Origin of the sequence: Pseudosulfitobacter pseudonitzschiae (genome assembly GCF_900129395.1) — a bacterium.
GTDB classification, from domain to species: Bacteria; Pseudomonadota; Alphaproteobacteria; order Rhodobacterales; family Rhodobacteraceae; genus Pseudosulfitobacter; species Pseudosulfitobacter pseudonitzschiae.
The window spans coordinates 70678-88260 of the sequence record NZ_FQVP01000012.1; the positions used below are offsets into that span (position 1 = coordinate 70678).

Annotated in this window: 17 protein-coding genes; 4 read left to right on the forward strand and 13 right to left on the reverse strand. The window is 59.8% G+C overall.

Going from position 1 to position 17583, the window contains the following annotated elements; translation table 11 throughout:
- Nucleotides 1-4: 4 nt before the first annotated feature.
- Genes BUC08_RS22005 through BUC08_RS22015 form a run of 3 tightly spaced genes read right to left on the reverse strand, consistent with a single transcriptional unit; the run spans nucleotide 5 to nucleotide 3132 of the window.
- Nucleotides 5-1165, reverse strand: coding sequence for an acyl-CoA dehydrogenase family protein (locus tag BUC08_RS22005; RefSeq protein WP_037929810.1), 1161 nt, complete (start codon nucleotides 1163-1165; stop codon nucleotides 5-7).
- A gap of 9 nt (nucleotides 1166-1174) precedes the next feature.
- A complete protein-coding gene (locus BUC08_RS22010; protein ID WP_037929808.1) occupies nucleotides 1175-1954 on the reverse strand; it encodes an enoyl-CoA hydratase/isomerase family protein in 780 nt (259 codons plus the stop codon).
- Nucleotides 1951-3132 carry an acyl-CoA dehydrogenase family protein gene (locus tag BUC08_RS22015; RefSeq protein ID WP_037929806.1) on the reverse strand — a complete coding sequence of 394 codons (1182 nt, stop codon included), beginning with the start codon at nucleotides 3130-3132 and terminating at the stop codon, nucleotides 1951-1953. The genes BUC08_RS22010 and BUC08_RS22015 overlap by 4 nt, the downstream gene beginning before the upstream one ends.
- A gap of 93 nt (nucleotides 3133-3225) precedes the next feature.
- Here BUC08_RS22015 and BUC08_RS22020 point away from each other — a divergent pair, with 93 nt between their 5' ends.
- The 3 genes from BUC08_RS22020 to BUC08_RS22030 all read left to right on the forward strand — a co-directional run bounded on the left by BUC08_RS22020 (nucleotide 3226) and on the right by BUC08_RS22030 (nucleotide 7624).
- Entirely contained in the window at nucleotides 3226-5259 is a 2034-nt protein-coding gene (locus BUC08_RS22020) for an oxidoreductase (RefSeq protein WP_081855451.1), read from the forward strand.
- A 24-nt stretch (nucleotides 5260-5283) separates the two neighbouring features.
- Nucleotides 5284-6819: a class I adenylate-forming enzyme family protein gene (locus tag BUC08_RS22025; RefSeq protein WP_037929804.1), complete on the forward strand. Its 1536-nt coding sequence runs from the start codon at nucleotides 5284-5286 to the stop codon at nucleotides 6817-6819.
- A 229-nt stretch (nucleotides 6820-7048) separates the two neighbouring features.
- Nucleotides 7049-7624: a flavodoxin family protein gene (locus BUC08_RS22030; RefSeq protein ID WP_037929803.1), complete on the forward strand. Its 576-nt coding sequence runs from the start codon at nucleotides 7049-7051 to the stop codon at nucleotides 7622-7624.
- 94 nt (nucleotides 7625-7718) lie between these two features.
- Here BUC08_RS22030 and BUC08_RS22035 read toward each other — a convergent pair whose 3' ends face one another.
- From BUC08_RS22035 to BUC08_RS22050, 4 genes are all read right to left on the reverse strand, one after another.
- On the reverse strand, nucleotides 7719-8174 hold the full coding sequence (locus tag BUC08_RS22035; protein ID WP_037929801.1) for a PaaI family thioesterase: 456 nt from the start codon (nucleotides 8172-8174) through the stop codon (nucleotides 7719-7721).
- Nucleotides 8175-8183: 9 nt separating this feature from the next.
- The gene (locus BUC08_RS22040; protein ID WP_037929800.1) at nucleotides 8184-8915 is read right to left on the reverse strand and encodes a helix-turn-helix domain-containing protein; all 732 of its coding nucleotides are present in this window, start codon (nucleotides 8913-8915) and stop codon (nucleotides 8184-8186) included.
- Nucleotides 8899-9753: an NAD(P)H-binding protein gene (locus BUC08_RS22045; RefSeq protein WP_037929797.1), complete on the reverse strand. Its 855-nt coding sequence runs from the start codon at nucleotides 9751-9753 to the stop codon at nucleotides 8899-8901. Before BUC08_RS22045 ends, BUC08_RS22040 begins: the two co-directional genes overlap by 17 nt.
- 252 nt (nucleotides 9754-10005) lie before the next feature.
- On the reverse strand, nucleotides 10006-10767 hold the full coding sequence (locus tag BUC08_RS22050) for a glucose 1-dehydrogenase (RefSeq protein ID WP_037929794.1): 762 nt from the start codon (nucleotides 10765-10767) through the stop codon (nucleotides 10006-10008).
- Between the two features lie 103 nt (nucleotides 10768-10870).
- Between BUC08_RS22050 and BUC08_RS22055 the strand changes: the two genes are divergently transcribed.
- On the forward strand, nucleotides 10871-12229 hold the full coding sequence (locus BUC08_RS22055) for a TetR/AcrR family transcriptional regulator (protein ID WP_224556200.1): 1359 nt from the start codon (nucleotides 10871-10873) through the stop codon (nucleotides 12227-12229).
- 17 nt (nucleotides 12230-12246) lie between these two features.
- On the opposite strand, the gene BUC08_RS22060 is transcribed toward BUC08_RS22055, so the two are convergent.
- The 6 genes from BUC08_RS22060 to BUC08_RS22085 are packed head-to-tail and all read right to left on the reverse strand — an operon-like array spanning nucleotide 12247 to nucleotide 17231.
- Nucleotides 12247-12648: a PaaI family thioesterase gene (locus tag BUC08_RS22060; RefSeq protein WP_037929788.1), complete on the reverse strand. Its 402-nt coding sequence runs from the start codon at nucleotides 12646-12648 to the stop codon at nucleotides 12247-12249.
- Nucleotides 12648-13130 (reverse strand): PaaI family thioesterase, encoded by a 483-nt coding sequence (locus tag BUC08_RS22065; protein ID WP_037929785.1) that lies wholly within the window; start codon nucleotides 13128-13130, stop codon nucleotides 12648-12650. The genes BUC08_RS22060 and BUC08_RS22065 overlap by 1 nt, the downstream gene beginning before the upstream one ends.
- Nucleotides 13131-13141: 11 nt before the next feature.
- A complete protein-coding gene (locus tag BUC08_RS22070; protein WP_037929781.1) occupies nucleotides 13142-13945 on the reverse strand; it encodes an enoyl-CoA hydratase-related protein in 804 nt (267 codons plus the stop codon).
- On the reverse strand, nucleotides 13938-14792 hold the full coding sequence (locus tag BUC08_RS22075; protein ID WP_037929778.1) for an SDR family NAD(P)-dependent oxidoreductase: 855 nt from the start codon (nucleotides 14790-14792) through the stop codon (nucleotides 13938-13940). The genes BUC08_RS22070 and BUC08_RS22075 overlap by 8 nt, the downstream gene beginning before the upstream one ends.
- A gap of 10 nt (nucleotides 14793-14802) precedes the next feature.
- Nucleotides 14803-16002, reverse strand: coding sequence for an acyl-CoA dehydrogenase family protein (locus BUC08_RS22080; protein WP_037929775.1), 1200 nt, complete (start codon nucleotides 16000-16002; stop codon nucleotides 14803-14805).
- Nucleotides 16003-16016: 14 nt separating this feature from the next.
- Nucleotides 16017-17231 carry an acyl-CoA dehydrogenase family protein gene (locus tag BUC08_RS22085; RefSeq protein WP_051694608.1) on the reverse strand — a complete coding sequence of 405 codons (1215 nt, stop codon included), beginning with the start codon at nucleotides 17229-17231 and terminating at the stop codon, nucleotides 16017-16019.
- Nucleotides 17232-17583: the final 352 nt, after the last annotated feature.

Here is a 17583-nt window from a genome sequence, read left to right on the forward strand (position 1 = left end):
GCGATCAATAGGATCGCGGCAGCCCCATGACCTTTTCGCCAATATAGCTGAGGCAAAGTTCGCGGTTCACCGGTGCCGTGCGCAGCAGGCGGACCAGCGGATACATTTCGTAAAGCCCCGTATCTTCGGTAAAGCCCGATCCGCCATGGGCCTGAAGCGCGGCATCCACGGCTTCGATCCCCGCTTCGGCGGCGGCGTATTTTGCCATGTTCGAAGACGCTCCGGCAGGCAGCTTGTTGTCGAATTCCCACGCTGCACGACGGGTCATCAGGCTGGCCATCTCGACCGCAGTGTGCGCCTTGGCCATCGGGTGCTGTACACCTTGGTGCGCGCCGATGGGCTGGCCGAAAACACTGCGCTCGGATGCATAGGCCACACCCTTGTTCAGCGCGAACCGTCCGATGCCGCAGCACAACGCGGCAAGGATAATCCGTTCGGGGTTGAGGCTGTCGAACAGGATCGAGAATCCCTCGTCCACCTCGCCCACCACATCTTCGGGGCCCAGATCGACCTCGTCGAAGAACAGGGTCCATTGTTCCTCGGGCAGGGGGATCGAAATCTTCACCCGCTGCTTTTCGACGCCTTTTTTCTTCAGGTCCACGGCAAAGAGTGTAAAGCCATCGGTCTTGCGGCTCACTTCATCATGCGGCTTTGTCCGCGCCACCACCAGGCAATAATCGGATACCTCGGCGCCGGTGATAAAGGTCTTTTCGCCCGACAGGCTGAACCGGTTGCCCCGGCGCTTGGCCAGCGTGGTGGCCTTCATCGTGTTGGATCCGGCGCCCGGTTCGGTGATCGCGAAACAAAACTGGATGTCGCCGCGACATGCTGCCGGAAGAAGCTCTTTCTTGTGGAATTCGGACCCGTGGCTGGCGATATGCGCCAGCGACATGGTCGGACCGACCACCATCATCAGCAGCGGTATGCCGTGGTTGGCGGTGCCTTCCATGAACAGGGCCATTTCAGTCATGCCCAGACCTGCGCCGCCGTATTCCTCGGGCACCATGATCCCCAGAAAACCGTCATCGGCAATCTGTTTGAACATGTCGTGAGGGAATTCATGCTTGCGGGCGTGATCCAGCCAATAGGCATTGTCGTATTTCTGCGCCAGCTGACCGCCGTATTCGTAAATCTGGCGTTGTTCGTCGTTCAGGGTAAAATCCATGGTGTCTACTCAACTCTTGAAAGCGGGTTTGCGGCGGTTCTCGAAGGCGTCGAGCCCCTCTGCGACATCATCACTGGGCAGGGCGCGCACGGCGGCGTCACGCTCAAGCCGCATTTGCTGGTCGATGCCAAGGTCTGCACCTTCGCGTGCCAGGCGCTTCATCTCGGCGATACCGTTGCGCGAGCGGCCCGCGATCGTCTGGCAATATTCCAGCGCGGCCTCGTGCAATTCCGCATCCGGCACGACATAGTTGACCAGACCGGCCTCCCTGGCTTCGCCCGCCTTTAGCCACCGGGCCGAAAACATCAGATCGAGTGCCCGGCGTTGGCCCATCAGCCGCGTCAGCCGCTGCGACCCGCCCCAACCCGGGATCAGGCCGAATTGCGCGTGCTGATCGCCGAATTGCGCGCTTTCGCCCGCAAAGCACACGTCACAGGCCAACATCAGTTCGATCCCGCCGGCCAGACACAGCCCCTGCACCGCCACCACGACAGGGAGGGAGGACGTTTCGAGCGCGCGCAGGTTCTTCATGCCGAAGGCGATGAAGTGGTCCAGCGCGGCGGGATCATTCAATTTACCTTTCACTTCATTCAGGTCGGCACCGGTGCAAAAGTGCTTGCCCTGCGCGCGAATGAGGATCGCCCGAATGTCCGGGTTCGCCTCGAATTCCGCACGCGCGGCAGCGATGCGCTCATGCACGTCCAGTGACAGGCAATTGAACTTCTCGGGGCGGGCCAGATCAATGATGCCGGTCGCACCCTCGATACTGGCGATGACGGGATCGCTCATTTCGAACCTCCCTTCGCCCTCTTGTCGTATTGCAGCGCCATCCGCCCGACTTTTTCGCGGGCGATCACCAGCTTCTGGATCTGCGCGGTGCCGTCACCGATCTGCAGGCCGAGAACGTCGTTGTAGCGTTGATGGTGCGGCAGGTCGGTTGTGTAGCCATAGTGCCCGTGCAGGATCAGACACTGGTGCAGGATCTCGCAGGCTGTCTTGGGCAGGTACCACTTGCACATCGCCGCTTGCGATGTGTGGGGCAGACCACGGTCGCGCAGGTCCAGCGTATAATAGCAAAGCTGGCGCATCATGGTCAGCTGGGTTTCTGCCTCGGCCAGCGGAAAGCTGACACCCTGATACTGCACAAGGGGCGCGCCGAAGGCTTCGCGCTCCTGGACATACGCCCAGGTTTCGTCAACCGACGCCTGGGCGGCACCCAGACATTCCAACCCGATCAGCGCGCGGGAATAGTCGAACCCGGCCATGATGGTACCAAAGGCGCGGTCTTGTTCAGCCATCATGTTTTCCGCCGGTACAAAAACGTCGTCGAAAAACACCGATCCGCGCCCGACAGGTTTTGTGCCGATGTCGTCGAAATGGGTGCGCTTGATACCCTCCTGGTTCAGATCAACGAAAAAGGCGCTGACCCCACGCGCGCCTGCGTCCGGATCGCCGGTGCGGGCAAAAACCACCGCGGCATCGGCTTGACTGGCAAAGCTCATAGATGTCTTTTCGCCGTTCAGACGCCAGCCGTTGCCGGATTTCTCGGCCTTCAGAATCAGGTTCGCCGCGTCCGACCCGCCGCGTGGTTCGGTCAGACCCAGCCCGATGACCGCTTCGCCGGACACAACCTTGGGCACCCATTCCGACGCAATCTCTTTCGAAGCGTGCTGCGCCACCATGCCGCCCATGAGAGAGCCCAGAAGCTGCACATAGCTGGCGTTGAAATCGGCATAGGCGATTTCTTCGACGATCAGGCCGGACGTGACCGAGCTTTCGCCAAGCCCGCCAAACTCCTCGGGCAGATCGGCACCGATCAACCCCAGCGCACCCATCTGTTTGATCAGCGCCCGGTCGAAGGTGTGGCCGCTTGCGCGCTCTTGATAACTCGACGCCAGCTTCTCGGTGGCAAACCTCTTTGCCGTTTCGCGAAAGGCCTTTTGATCTTCTGTTGGCTGGAATTGCACCCGCGATCCTCCCCATGACCGAAATATGTTCTTCCCTAAAATCTAACAAATGTTAGAATACAGATCAAGCGGAGTTTTAGGAGGATCCTCACAATGACAGACATGCAAAAGAAAAGCTTCGGAACCATGCTTTCGCCGATACGCGCAGGGCAACACATGTTGCGAAATCGTGTCATCATGGGCTCGATGCATACCCGGCTGGAAACCGAGCCCGACAGTATTGCGCGGCAGATTGCCTTTTACGCCGAAAGGGCGCGGGGAGAGGCGGCGATTCTGGTTACGGGCGGATTTGCGCCCAATGCCGAGGGCATGTTCGATCCCGAAGGGCCACGTATTGACGACCCGGAGGACGCGCGCAGCCTGCGTCCGATCTGCGAGGCGGTCCAGGCCGAAGGCAGTCTGATTTGCGCGCAGCTTCTGCACGCCGGGCGCTATGCAAAAATCGAGGGCTGCGTCGCCCCAAGCCCGATCCGCGCCCCGATCAACCGCTTTGTTCCGCGCGAGATGACCGATGCCGATATCCGCCGCACTATCGAGGATTTTGCGAAAGCCGCCGAAAACGCGCAGGCAGCGGGGTTCGATGGCGTCGAGATCATGGGCTCCGAAGGATACCTTATCAATGAATTCACAGTCACCCATACCAACAAGCGTGAAGACGAATGGGGTGGCAGCGCCGAGAACCGCCACCGTTTTTCGGTTGAGATCGTGCGCGCGGTGCGCGAACGCTGCGGGTCGGACTTTCTTGTCATCTATCGGATTTCCGCCGCCGATCTGGTCGAGGGCGGCGCGCCCGCCGAGGAAATCGCAGACCTGGCGCGCAAGATCGAGGCAGCGGGTGCCGATATTCTGAACACCGGCATCGGCTGGCACGAGGCCCGCGTGCCGACGATCGCCTATCAGGTGCCGCGCGGCGCCTGGCGTCAGGCGGCGGCCAACGTGAAAGCTGCGGTTTCTATTCCGGTGGTCGCCTCAAACCGAATCAACACGCCCGAGATCGCAGAGGACATACTTGCTTCCGGCGAGGCGGACATGATCTCGATGGCACGGCCCTTTCTGGCCGATCCGCATTTCGTCAAAAAGACGCGCGAGGGCCGCGCGGACGAGATCAATACCTGTATTGCCTGCAATCAGGCCTGTCTGGATTTCATCTTTTCGGATCGACCGGTCGGCTGTCTCGTCAACCCACGGGCCGGACGCGAAACCGAATTTCGGGACAGTCCGACCGAATCACCCAAAAAAGTGGCCGTTGTCGGCGGTGGCGCCGCGGGCATGGCCACAGCTTCTGAGGCAGCAATGCTGGGCCATGACGTTACCCTGTTCGAAGCGCAAGACAAACTGGGGGGTCAGTTAAATCTGGCGCAAGCGGCACCGGGCAAAGACGAGTTCAACGAGACCTTGCGGTACTATGGGGGCCAGTTGCAAAAACACGGCGTCAAGCTGCGCCTCGGACAGCGCGCCGGGTCGGATGATCTCACTGACTTTGACCATGTGGTCATCTCGACCGGGGTCACGCCGCGGATTCCCGATCTGCCGGGCATCGACCATCCCAGTGTCGCGACCTATGCCGAGATCCTGTCGGGCAACCGCGCGGCCGGTGACACCGTCGTGGTGATGGGGGCAGGGGGCATCGGGCATGACGTTGCCGAGTTCCTCGTGACCGAACCGGCCGAAACCCACAACACCGACGCGTTCTGCGAAACCTGGGGCGTGGACCCGCATTTCACCACGTCGGGGGCGTTGGCGGGCGATCCGTTGGCCCCGAAACCATCACGCCGCAAGGTCGTCATGCTACAGCGTAAAACCTCGAAAGCGGGCGCGGGTCTTGGCGTCTCGACCGGTTGGATCCTGCGCAATGCGCTGCGCAAGCATGGGGTCGAGGCTCTGGGCGGCGTGGTCTACGACCGCATCGACGACGCGGGGCTGCATATTGTCATGGACGGCGAGCCAAAGATCATAGCCGCCGATACCATCGTGCTGTGCACCGGTCAGGAACCGGAACGGGCTTTGGCTGAGGAGCTCATTGCACAGGGTGTCACCGTCACGATGATTGGTGGTGCAAAGGAGGCGGCAGAACTCGACGCTCTGCGCGCTATTGATGAAGGGGTGCGTTTGGCGCAAAGTCTCTGAGGCTCAAGAGCGAGGGAGAAGACAATGCTGCCCGAAGTGATGCGCGCCGGCCGCGCCGATCTGTACTCAATCTTTCGAACCCGTGTGCGCAACTGCGCGGAGGCTCTGGCCGTGGAGGACGGCAGCAACCGGTTGACCTATGCCGAATTGCACGACCGGGTTGACCGGCTGGCGTCCGTGTTTCTGGCCAGGGGCATAGCACCGGGGGACAGGATTGCGATTCTGTCGCACAACCGGGCAGAGTACCTGGAGCTGCAACTGGCTGCGGCGGGGATCGGCGCGATCGTTGCCTGCCTGAACTGGCGGCTTGCGCCGGACGAATTGCGGCATTGCGTCGAACTGGTCGAACCGGTTCTGGCGCTTGTCGAACCCGGCCTCAAGGCGGCATATCAGGATATTGCCTCAACCCCCTGTTTGGAAATCGGGCCCGAGCTGGAATCAGCCCTGGCCGGGGCACGGCCAGACGCGCGCGTCGGCACCCTGGTGGACGATCCGGAGGCGGGGCTGACGATCCTTTACACTTCGGGAACCACCGGATTGCCCAAAGGGGCGCTCATCAGCCATCGCGCGCACATCGCGCGGTCCATGGTCTTTGCCGCGCAACTGGCGCTTGATCCCGGCGACGGATTCATCGCCTGGGCACCGATGTTTCACATGGCCTCCACCGATCATGCCCTTGCGACGCTTTTGCGCGGCGGTACCGTGGTCATGGTGGACGGGTTGCAGTCCGCGGTCATCAACGCGGCGCTGTCACGCCACAAAATCGGTTGGTTCGTGATGATGCCGGGCACGCTGGAGGCCTTCATTGCGGAACGACGCGCCAATCCGCTGCCCGTAAAAGGGATCAAAGTTTGCGGCGCGATGGCCGATCTGGTGCCACCGCATCAGATTGCGGAGCTGACAGGCCTTCTGGCCACGCCCTATCTGAATTCCTTCGGGGCCACCGAGACCGGGCTGCCGCCGGGAACCGCCGACCTGATCGCCCCCGGTGTCGTGCCACAGACATTGTCCAAGCGCGTCAGCGCCTTCTGCGAGGTTCGGTTGGTCGATCCCAACGGCGACGAGGTGCCGGTTGGAATGCCTGGCGAAATGGCGGTGCGGGGTCCGACCCTGTTTTCGGGATACTGGAACGCCGACGACACCAACGCCCGCGACTTTCGCAACGGGTTCTTTCACATGGGCGATCTGTTCCGACGCAATCCCGATGGCACCATCGACTTCGTGGACCGGGCGAAATACCTGATAAAGACGGGCGGCGAAAACGTGTATCCAGCGGAAATCGAGCGGGTGCTTCTTGCGCATCCGCGTGTGGTCGACGCTGCAGTGGTGCGCGCCTTCGACGCGAAATGGGGCGAAAGCCCGGTGGCCTTCGTCGCCTGCGTCGATGGAGGTCCACAGGCGCAAGAACTGATGCAGCTTTGCCGGGAGTATCTGGCCGGATACAAGCGGCCCCGCGAAATTCGGTTTATTTCGTTCGATGATTTCCCGAGATCGACCAGTGGCAAGGTTCAGCGCCATGTGCTCGAAGCCCGTCTGAATGATGAAGAATCTTGCACCTGAAGAGTGACCCGGCGCACAATTGCTGTGCAGCTGCGCTCAGAACTCGGCCGGAGACCCGCGGTCGTGCTATTATATTTTTATTTATCAATAGCTTAGTAAGCTACGAAGTTGATTATCAATGACGGGCCTTCGGACCACTGATCAGGTTTTGAAAAACAATCAGCTTTCTTTTAGTAACCGTCTTTCCTAAGTCATGGCTATTCCAAATTAAGCAAAAGGTGTACCGACCATGACGAAGCTAGCGATTGTCTATTACAGCGGATATGGCCACACGGACGTTCAGGCCAATGCCGTCGCCGAAGGGGCCAGGGGTGTCGAAGGCGCCGAGGTTGAATTGCTGAAACTGTCTGAAGACGGAGAGTTGGACGCGGCGGCCTGGGCGGCGCTCGATGCGGCCGATGCCATCGTCTATGGCAGCCCGACCTACATGGGCGCCCCCGCCTGGCAGTTCAAGAAATTCGCCGATGCCAGCTCGAAGCCCTGGTTCACGCAGAACTGGAAGGACAAGATCGCCGGTGGCTTTACCACTTCTGCGACAGCAAATGGTGACAAGTTCTCGACCATCCAGTATTTCATTACCCTGTCGCAGCAACACGGCCAGCTCTGGTGCGGCGTCGGTCTCATGCCCGCCAACACCAAGGCGGACGGCCCGGAAAAGATGAACTGGACGGGCGGATATTCCGGTCTTCTCGCGATTGCCCCCTCCGACAGCTCCCCCGAGGAATATCCGGCTGGCGGCGATCTGGACACGGCGCGGTCCTATGGTCAACGTTTGGTTGAAACTGCGAAACGCTGGAACAGCTGATCCAGCTTTCCGATGAAACGACCCGGTCGCCCGGATGTGCGGTGGCCGGTTCACAGGCGTCGGCCCAACACCGCAGCCGTTGTCGGGGTGATGGTCACCCGGCAACGCCCGTCCGTCCCACCAGCGCCATCAGCGTTCCGGTCATCGTGGCAACAAGTTTTTCATCCTGCCCCTTCATTGCGTAGGCGCGCGCCTCGCAGACCGTGAGCGTTCTGCCCGGTTTCACCACGTCGGCGACGAATCGAAACCGCTCCCCGTCGGCGGGGTTGAGCAGGTTGATCTTGAATTCCGCCGTCAGCACTGCCGCGTCCGCGGGCATCAGCGAAAACGCCGCATATCCGCAGGCGCTGTCCAGCGCGGTCGAGACAATACCGGCATGCAGAAACCCGTGCTGCTGGGTCAGCGCATCGCTGTTTGCCATCTCCAGAACGATATGACCGGGCGAGAGGTCGGCAATGCCGATCCCCAGCGTGTGCATCACCTTCTGGCGTTCGAAACTTTCGCGCACGCGCGCGTCAAAATCTGGGTTCCTCGGATCGAATTGTGCCATACTATGATCTCACTCCTTGCAGTCATCCGTGATGAGCAATCGTAGCCGATCCTTGAGGCGTGCATCTTGTAACGAAAGGCCAAAAGGGCGCGGGGTCGCCTGAGACCGCAGCGCACCCGGCGGTCTGCCGGCATAGGCCCGGCAGACCGCCGACATATGCGATTGATCGTAGTAGCCCGCGTCCAGCGCCAGATCGCTCAACGGCGGGGTGGGGCCCGCGAGCTGTTCCAGCAGCCGGCGAAATCGCCGGGTGGCGGTGAGCCGCCGTCGTGAAATCCCGGTATCGGCGCGCGTCCTGCGCCGTTCGGTCCGATCGCTAACCGCCTTCGGGCGCGCCGCGAAGCTCAGCCTACATGCAACATCGTCCAGCGCTGAAACAAGCGATGGCAGGCCATCATCACTCTCCCGAACGCGGGCCAATGCCAATGCCAAGGACTCCAGCGTTGCGGCCTCTGGCATATGTTCCGGTCGGGCCGACAGCCGTAGCCCGGCCACGATGCCGCAAAAGGAAGACTGTCGGCGGGTAAAATCCGGGCGGGGTGGCGCAAGCGATATTTGCGCCCTGTCGCCACCTGTCACCGAAAGGGTGAAGAGATCGGTGGCGAAACGCCCGCTGCCGCGCCCGCTCAACGCGCCGGTGTCGCGGAACACAAATAGATGGGCGACCTGCGCCGCAGCGTCCGCAGGCGGTGCCAGCTCAAGATAGAGCGGCACCGCCACCCAGTTATCGGACGAAAGCATCACGATTCTCGGCAACGAAATCGCGGAAGCAGCGCGCCGGACGACCGAGCACGTCGCTCACGGTGGTCTCGATGCCGCCGAGGTAACCTTTGGGCGCGATGGAAGCCAGTTCGACCATGGCCGCAGCGACCTCGTCCTGCATCCCGGCGGCGACCATCGCGCCCTTGGCGTCCTCGGCCGACAAGGGCGTTGAGGTGATAGAGCGTCCGGTCTCGTCTGACAGTATTGCGGCAATATCTTCGCCGGTCAGGGCTTTGGGCCCGGTCAGGCCATAACCCTTGCCCGCGTGGCCTGCGCCGGTCAGCGCCTCGGCAGCGACATCGGCAATGTCGCGGGCGTCGATCCAGGACACCGGCCCGCCCAGATCATCATGATAAACGCCGGTCTTCGCGATACTGTCGGCCTGCCACAGCAGGTTCTGCATGAAATAGGTCGGCTGGATAAAGGTCCAGTCCAGACCGCTTTCCTTCAGCAATTCCTGAGCTTCGGAATGCCACTTGCCAAAGGTCAGCCCCGCCTTGGGCGATGCCCCAAGCCCGGTGGCCAGAACGACGTGCTGCACGCCTGCTGACTTGGCCGCCGCAATCGCGTTTGCTTTCCATTGGCGCATGTCCAGATGCGCAGGCGTGACCAGATAGATCCTGTCCGCCCCGGTGCAAGCCTGTTCGAGCGCGGAAAGGTCGGAGAAGCTTGCAGTGACCGCCTCGCATCCCTTGTCCCTGAGTTTGCCGAGCTTGCTCGGATCGCTGGTGACAGCACGCACTTTGGCGCCCTTTGCCAACAGTGTATCGACAAGGGGGGCGCCGGTGGTGCCGGTTGCTCCAAATACAGTAATCATTCCGTTTCCTTTCAAAGGGCCGTGATGGCATTCAGGGTTTCGGTACAGCGCGCCGGGTACTCGGCGGTGGTAGTGCCAGAGCCATCCGAAAAAGCGGCAACCGGGCTGAACCGCTTAATCTCGGAGGCTACCGGGTTATTTGTCATCTTTCGTCAATGAAAAAAGGCCGCACTGAAGGCGCGACCAGTTGGGGAGGTAACTTCGGAAATGGCTTGGCAGCTGCGCATTAGAGCAAGCACGGCTGCCAGGCGATCAACCGTGCATCGACAAGCCACCGGAAACCGAAATAACCTGGCCGGTGATGAAGCCCGCATCATCCGACGCCAGGAAACAAATGATCCCGGGATAGTCACTTGGCTGGCCAAGGCGTTTCATCGGTATGGCCCGTTTGAGGCCTTCGGCGATCTTGGCACCGGTATCGCCCTGGGCGAATTGGGCAAGAAGCGGTGTGTCGGTCGGACCGGGTGCAACTGCATTCAACTGGATGCCCTTGCGAGCCAGTTCACGCGCGACAGTCTTGGTAAATGCAATTATTCCCCCCTTGCAGGCTGCATAAACGGACTCTCCCGATGATCCCACGCGACCGGCGTCGGAGGCGATGTTGACCACGCGGCCTCTACCATTCTCGACCATACCGGGGAGTACAGCGTGATGCATGTTCAACGGCCCGTATAGATTGATGTCGATAAGCTTCTTCCAGTGTTCTGCATCGCTGTCGAGGAACGGCTTGACCACATCCCAACCAGCGTTGTTCACAAGGATGTCGACCGGTCCACCGGCCTCGAACTCGGCCACCGCCTTGTCGACCTGAGCACGGTCGGTAATGTCCACTTTGAACGCCTTCGCTTTGCCTCCGGCGTCCAGAATATGCTGGACAGTTTCCTGCGCCCCCTCTTCGTTCATATCGAAAACGGCAACTTCGGCACCTTCTTCGCCGAACCGTTCACATACGGCCCGACCGATGCCGCTACCGCCACCTGTCAGGATTACACGTTTTCCATTCAACCCTCGCATAGAGAGATCCTCCTCTTCCGCTTACATCTTGGCAAAGAACTTGATTCGAAGCCTTCTTTGGTGTATTCTAACAGTTGTTAGATTTATTACAATGGACAGTGTTGTGACTGTTCAGTATCGACAACGAATGGTGAGATATACTGATGCCATCAAGAGAACCGACGATGAAATGAGCAAGTCGGAGCGGACACGAGGCGGTATCCTCGTTGCGGCCGCTCGCCTGTTCCGGCACGAAGGCTACAACGCCACGACGATGCGCGACATTGCGCAGGTATCCGGCATAGAAGCCGGAAGTATCTATTACCATTTTCAATCCAAAGACCAGATTCTGAGCGAGGTTCTGGATATTGGTGTGCGGCAACTCTACGAGAAGGTCAGTGAGATCGTCCGGTCGACGAAAGGGGATTCCCATGATTTTCGCAAAACCTTTGCATTGCTCATCGAAACGCACCTGACCTATCTGCTGACCGACAGCGACTTTACCTCTGCCAATATCCGCAACTACCCGATGTTGTCCGATGAGGCACGCGCTCCGCACCGTGAGTTGCGCGCGGCTTATGCGCGGGTCTGGAGTTGCTTTTTGAATAATGCGAAAAATGCGGGCCACCTGAGGGTCGACATCTCCGTGGCTGCAATCCGCCAGTTCATACTGAGTGCCATGAACTGGACAGTGGAATGGTATGATGTGGATCGCTATCCGGTGCATGTTCTCGCCGAACGCATGAGCAAGCTGATACTTGATGGAATGTGTTCCCGGCACATGGTCGTCACGACAGGACTAAAGACGAAAGCCGCCAACTCTGTCGACATCCCCGACCCCATCGGCAAGGCCGAGAAGAGCCGCGCGGAAATCCTGATCGCCGCAGCGCGCGTTCTCAGGGACAATGGTTACAAAGCAACCACGCTGAGACAGATCGCCGACGAAGCGGAGATGAAGGCGGGCAGCGTCTACTACCATTTCAAGTCCAAGGAAGCGATCGTGGACGAGGTTCTGAACGCCGGGTTGAGCGACCTTCTGACGGGTGTAAGCGCAGCAGTTCAGGATTTTGAGGCCCCTTACGATCATCACGCAAGGATAGCGACAGCAATCTGGACGCATCTGGATTTTCTTTTCAAGGCGAGCGAGTTCACGTCTGCGAACATCCGAAGCTATGGGATGCTACCCAACAGTTTCAGGGAACGGCACAGAGGAATTCGTCATGAATACGGAAGACTATGGGACAGGGTCCTGCGCGAAGCGCAGGATGACGGTGCTATCCGGTCGGATATCAAGATCGTCCCATTGCGCCAGGTGATGCTGGGGGCACTGAACTGGACGGTGGAGTGGTTCGACCCGAATGAACCCGCAAAAGACGGGTATCTTTCGCTGCCCGAATTCTCCGGCATGCTTATCAAACTGCTTCTCGAAGGGGTTTGCTCAAGAGAGACGACCCCCTACACCGAACACGAAACGGCCAACTGACCGTTCAAGGGTTGTGATCAGACCAACAGGAAGTGATACAGTCCTTCTGCAACCTGTTTTTCCCGACCCGTCTGCCATGTAATTACACTGACACTCGCGATACGCTTGCCCTTGCGGGTGACATTCGCACGGGCATACAGCGGACCCTTCACGCCAGGCCGAAGATAATCCACGGTCAGATTGATCGGCTTGGCCGGAACTTCGGTGAAATCTGGTTGGACGGCAATAGCGGCTGTCGCTTCCATGAAGCTGGCGATGATGCCGCCATGATAATGCTCCATGATCGGGTTTCCGATATGATGAGCTTCAAAAGTCATCTCGGCTTCGGCATGAAAGTCGTCCATGCTCTGAACCTCGAAATTCAGAAACCGGAAAAACGGCACCCTGGCCACGTTGGCATTGACGGTTTGCAAGTTCATTACGAGGCTTTTCCTTTGGTCATCGCTTCTAGAAGGCTGGTGTCACCGCGGGTCAAAGCGAACGAGGCGGTTCCACGGGCGATTTCCGCATCCTCGTGGCCATCGAACCAGATGTTGCCGGCATTAAAGGCGATATGGCGGGTTTTCCGAAAACAATGCGCGCTGACGATGACGTCTGCGCGCGACCGTGCGGCCCGCAGATAATCAACCCTGAGGTCCAGGGTCGCCATCGAGCTGACCCCCTTGATGGTCACAAAGTTCGCCAACCCGAAAACACTGTCCAGCAAGGCGGTCAGAATGCCACCGTGAAGCAGGGTCTGATCCTTATCCACACAAAAGTCCGGATTGAACGGCATCCGCACCCGAACGCCTTCGCTCGACACATTTTCGATCTCGAGCGCCATGTGGGTAATCAGCCCCTTGCCGCGCGCATTCCACATCTGCGCGATCTGCTCCATATATTCTCTGCTGATTTCAGCCATGCGTTCTTTCCTTAGCGCCCCGTGAAGTGGGGTTTTCGTTTCTCGATGAACGCAGAGACTGCCTCATGGTGGTCCTCGGTCTGATGCATCAAGGCCTGATAGGCCGCCGCGGAATTCAGGAAATCCGGCAAATCCATCCGTTCGGCGTTGCGCATCAGGCGCTTGGCGATCCGTACCGCCCGTGGCGGTTTCGCAGCAATCACCGCTGCACGTTCGCGGGCACGCTCCAACAGGGTGTCATGCGGCACTACCTCCAGCACCATGCCGATCTCTAGCGCCTCATCGGCCGCGACCATGCGGCCCGAAAACGTCAGATCGGCTGCCCTTTGATGGCCCAGACGGCGCAGCAGGAACCAGCTGCCCGCGTCGCCCGGAATGATCCCGAGGTTCAGAAACACCTCACCGAACTTCGCCTTTTCCGACGCAATGCGCATGTCGCACATCATGGTCAGGTCACACCCCGCACCGACCGCCGCACCGTTGACCGCTGCAATGGTCGGAATATCGAGGTTGTAAAGCGCCTGCGGCAATCTCTGCACGCCGTCGACATAGCTTTGCGCCGCCGCCAACGGCTCTTTTCGAAAAACACCGTCGGGGTCGTTCATCTCCTTGATGTCGCCGCCCGCACAAAAAGCGGAACCAGCACCCGTGAGGATCATGACGCTGACTTCGGGGTCGGCCTGCACTTTTGCAAACTTTTCCAGAAGTGCCTCGATCATATCGTTTCCGGTAATCGGATTACGGCGTTCCGGGTCATTCAGGGTAACAGTCGCGATGCGGTCTTTGATATCCAGAAGGACATTGGGTTCACTCATTTTTCCCGTCTCCGCGCTCTCGTTTCTCGAACATGTCCGGATTGATCATGTCGCGGGCATCATGGCCCATATGCAGTGTTTCACCGCCGTCAACATAGATATCCTCGCCGGTAATGAAATTCCCCAAATCGGACGCAAGGAAGATGATCGTACCCGCGATGTCCTCTGCCGCGCCCATGCGATTCAGGACCGACCGGTTCAGATCCTTCCACCGGTCTGGCGGAATGGGATAGCGCCCGAGCGCGTCGGTCTTGATCGTGCCCGGCGCAACGCAGTTCAGACGAATCCCGTATTCGCCCCATTCGGCGGCCAGCGTCTTCATCATCCCGGTCACGCCGGCGCGTGCAGCAACGGTATGCGCGAAACCGGTCAGGGCCGTACGGCCCGAAATCGCGGTAACGAATACGACCGAGCCGCCGGAGTCATACATGAAATGATCCGCCGCCGCGCGGGTCATCTGCCACGACCCGATCAGGTTGTTGCGAATCACCGCCTCGAAACCCTTGTTCGTGATGTCGCGGGCCGAGGCAATATACTGACCACCCGCATTGTTCACCAGAACGTCAAGCTGTCCGTAGTGCTCCTTGATCCGCCCCATCGCGGTTTCGATACTGGCCTCATCGCGGGTGTCGCCGGGCACGACAAACGCCTCGCCCCCCGCGGTGCGAATCATCTCGGCGGTTTCTTCCAGCGGCTCCTCGCGGCGTGCGAACAGGGCCAGCCTGGCCCCGCAAGACGCCATCTCAAGCGCCGTGGCCCGGCCCATGCCCGATCCGGAACCGGTGACGAGGGCCACCTGACCCGCCATGAGGTCAGAGGCATAACGCGGTGTCTTTCGGTCGCTCATGTCTTTCCCCTCATTCCTTAAGAAGCTCGCCGGCGATGATCAGCTTGCGCACTTCCTGAGTGCCCGCACCGACCTCGAGCACGCGCCCGGTCCGGTAAAGCCGGTTCACTTCCGTATCGCGCATATAGCCCGATCCGCCATGGATCTGAACAGCCTTGTCCAGCACAAATGATGTCGCCTCGGCAGCCTTGAAGATCGCCGCTGCCGTCAGTTTGTGAATTTCGCCGCGCCCGCCTTCGCCTTCTTCCAGACCCTCGCACATGGCGACGGTTTTCAGTGACAGACTGCGCGCCGCCTCGATCCGTGTGTACATGTCGGCCAGCATCGCCTGTACCATCTGGAAACTGGCGATCGGTTTGTCGAACTGCTTGCGCGTCTTGGCGTAATCAATAGAGATATCCAGCGCCCGCTGCGCAATGCCCAGAGCATTGAAACAGACGATAGCGCGCTCCAGGTCCAGCCCCGACATTGTCACCGCAACACCACCGTCCAGCTTGCCGACCATGTTCTTGGCGGGCACACGGCAATCCTCGAACACCAATTCGCCGGTCGGCGATCCGCGGAACCCCATCTTGTTGAGCTTCTGCGCCACCTTGAAGCCGGGCGTGTCGGTTTCCACGATAAAGGCGGAAATGCCCTTGGCCCCCTTTTCGGGCGAGGTCTTGGCATAGACCAGCACCAGATCCGCAATCGGCCCGTTGGTGATGTAGATCTTGGCGCCGTTCAGAATATAGTCGTCGCCATCCTTTTTCGCCGTGGTCCGCATCGAGCCAAGCGCATCGGAGCCGGCACCGGGTTCGGTCAGGCCCAAAGCGCCGATCAGCGTGCCGTCGCACAGCCCGGGCAAATACTTGCGGCGCAGATCCTCACTGGCGTTGCGATAGATATTGTTGACGCACAGGTTATCATGCGCCACCTGGCTAAGACCGATCGCGGCAGAGGCGCGCGACAATTCCTCGCTTATGATGCAGGCGGAGGTGAAATCGAGCCCGGCCCCGCCGTATTCCAGCGGCACGTTGAGGCCAAGATAGCCCATCTCGCCCAGCTTGGGAAAGACCGACGGCGGCAGATCATCGGTGTCGTCCATTTCCGCGTTCAGATGATGAAACTCCGACATGAAGAACTTGCCGGCCTGATCGGCCAGCGCCTGCTGTTCATCGGTCATGAAATGTGTCGGAAGGTCGATGTCGTTGCGTAATTGCTTGTTCATGGCTGGGTCCTCCCTCAGGCGCGCAAAAGTTCTTCGGCGATGATGATCTTGCGGACTTCACTGGTGCCCGCACCGATCTCCAAAAGTTTGTTGGCGCGGAACAACCGGTTGATCTCGGTGTCCTGCATGTAACCCGAACCGCCATGGATGTGGCAGGCTTCGGTGACGGCCTTGTTGAACGCTTCGCCCGCGTAAAGGCAGGCGGCGGCGGTCAGCTTGTGAATCTCGCCACGTCCTCCGGCCCCCTTGGGCAAACCGACACAGGCCGCCAGCGCGCGATAGCTGAAGGCGCGGGCGGTTTCGACCTCGGTGTAAATCTCGGCTAGTTTCGACTGAACCATCTGGAAACTTGCGATGGGTTTGCCGAATTGTTCGCGGATCTTTGCATACTCCAGACCCAGTTCCAGCGCCCGCTCGGCCATGCCGACGCAGACAGAAGTGACCATCGCGCGCTCCAGATCCAACCCGCTCATCACCACTGATACACCGCTGTTTTCGGCACCCACCATGGCAGAGGCCGGCACGCGGCACTCGTCGAACACCAGCTCGCCGGTTGGCGAGCCGCGAAAGCCCATCTTGTCCAGCTTCTGCGCTACCTTGAACCCGGGATTGTCGGTTTCGATGATAAACGCCGAAATGCCCTTGGCGCCCTTGGATTTGTCAGTCTTGGCATAAAGCAGGACCACATCGGCGATCGGCCCGTTCGTGATGTAAATCTTCGAGCCGTTGATGATATAGTCTTCACCGTCGCGGCGCGCGGTGGTGGCCATGGAGCCAAGCGCATCCGAGCCCGCGCCGGGTTCGGTCAGCCCCAGGGCTCCGACCAGATCACCGGAACACAGGCCAGGCACATACTTCTTTACCTGCTCCTCGGAGCCGTTGCGCAGCAGGTTGTTCAGACACAGGTTGTCGTGTGCCCCGTGCGACAGACCCACCGCCGGATTCCATTTCGAGATCACTTCGGACACCAGCGCCTGGGTGAATTCGTTCTGACCGGAGCCGCCCATTTCCTCGGGCGCAGTGATCCCCAGAAGGCCGAGTTCTCCCATCTGCTTGAACAGATCGTCAGGCCACCAATCCTCAGCGTCCATACGCGCCTGCAGCGGGTGCAGCACCTCGCGCGATACGCGATCCACGTGATCGACGATCTGTCGCTGCTCACTGGTCAGCGAGTAGTTTGCCCTGATGGCTTGCAGATCGGCCATCACCGTACTGTCTTGACTGTTCATGGTTTTCCTCCCGAGCAGAATGTCAGATTGACCTGTTGACCAAAATCAAACATATGTTAGAAATATTTGCAAGCCGCGCTTTTTGCGATTTGACGCCGTTGCGCGCGGTGCGGAAACGGGGGCCATCGGACGTAATCGAAAGAGAGCGTCCTTCGGGATTTCTGCAGCTACGGGCGGCATTCACGGCTTTTCGGGCCGGACAGCGTGCTGTTCGTGACACAAAGCGCGCGCCGGAATGGACGGGCAGATAGGGGGGTATATGTCGGATCGACAACTGCGCATCGGGTGCGCTTCGGGTTTCTGGGGTGACACGCCGGAGGCCATTGGCCAGTTGGTGTCCAAGGGCGACATC

What these genes read in the sequence shown, in the direction of transcription:
- BUC08_RS22005 (WP_037929810.1), bottom strand. Translation starts at nt 1,165, where the DNA reads ATGGATTTTACCCTGAACGACGAACAACGCCAGATTTACGAATACGGC.
- BUC08_RS22010 (WP_037929808.1), bottom strand. Translation starts at nt 1,954, where the DNA reads ATGAGCGATCCCGTCATCGCCAGTATCGAGGGTGCGACCGGCATCATT.
- BUC08_RS22020 (WP_081855451.1), top strand. Translation starts at nt 3,226, where the DNA reads ATGACAGACATGCAAAAGAAAAGCTTCGGAACCATGCTTTCGCCGATA.
- BUC08_RS22025 (WP_037929804.1), top strand. Translation starts at nt 5,284, where the DNA reads ATGCTGCCCGAAGTGATGCGCGCCGGCCGCGCCGATCTGTACTCAATC.
- BUC08_RS22030 (WP_037929803.1), top strand. Translation starts at nt 7,049, where the DNA reads ATGACGAAGCTAGCGATTGTCTATTACAGCGGATATGGCCACACGGAC.
- BUC08_RS22035 (WP_037929801.1), bottom strand. Translation starts at nt 8,174, where the DNA reads ATGGCACAATTCGATCCGAGGAACCCAGATTTTGACGCGCGCGTGCGC.
- BUC08_RS22040 (WP_037929800.1), bottom strand. Translation starts at nt 8,915, where the DNA reads ATGCTTTCGTCCGATAACTGGGTGGCGGTGCCGCTCTATCTTGAGCTG.
- BUC08_RS22045 (WP_037929797.1), bottom strand. Translation starts at nt 9,753, where the DNA reads ATGATTACTGTATTTGGAGCAACCGGCACCACCGGCGCCCCCCTTGTC.
- BUC08_RS22050 (WP_037929794.1), bottom strand. Translation starts at nt 10,767, where the DNA reads ATGCGAGGGTTGAATGGAAAACGTGTAATCCTGACAGGTGGCGGTAGC.
- BUC08_RS22060 (WP_037929788.1), bottom strand. Translation starts at nt 12,648, where the DNA reads ATGAACTTGCAAACCGTCAATGCCAACGTGGCCAGGGTGCCGTTTTTC.
- BUC08_RS22065 (WP_037929785.1), bottom strand. Translation starts at nt 13,130, where the DNA reads ATGGCTGAAATCAGCAGAGAATATATGGAGCAGATCGCGCAGATGTGG.
- BUC08_RS22070 (WP_037929781.1), bottom strand. Translation starts at nt 13,945, where the DNA reads ATGAGTGAACCCAATGTCCTTCTGGATATCAAAGACCGCATCGCGACT.
- BUC08_RS22075 (WP_037929778.1), bottom strand. Translation starts at nt 14,792, where the DNA reads ATGAGCGACCGAAAGACACCGCGTTATGCCTCTGACCTCATGGCGGGT.
- BUC08_RS22080 (WP_037929775.1), bottom strand. Translation starts at nt 16,002, where the DNA reads ATGAACAAGCAATTACGCAACGACATCGACCTTCCGACACATTTCATG.
- BUC08_RS22085 (WP_051694608.1), bottom strand. Translation starts at nt 17,231, where the DNA reads ATGAACAGTCAAGACAGTACGGTGATGGCCGATCTGCAAGCCATCAGG.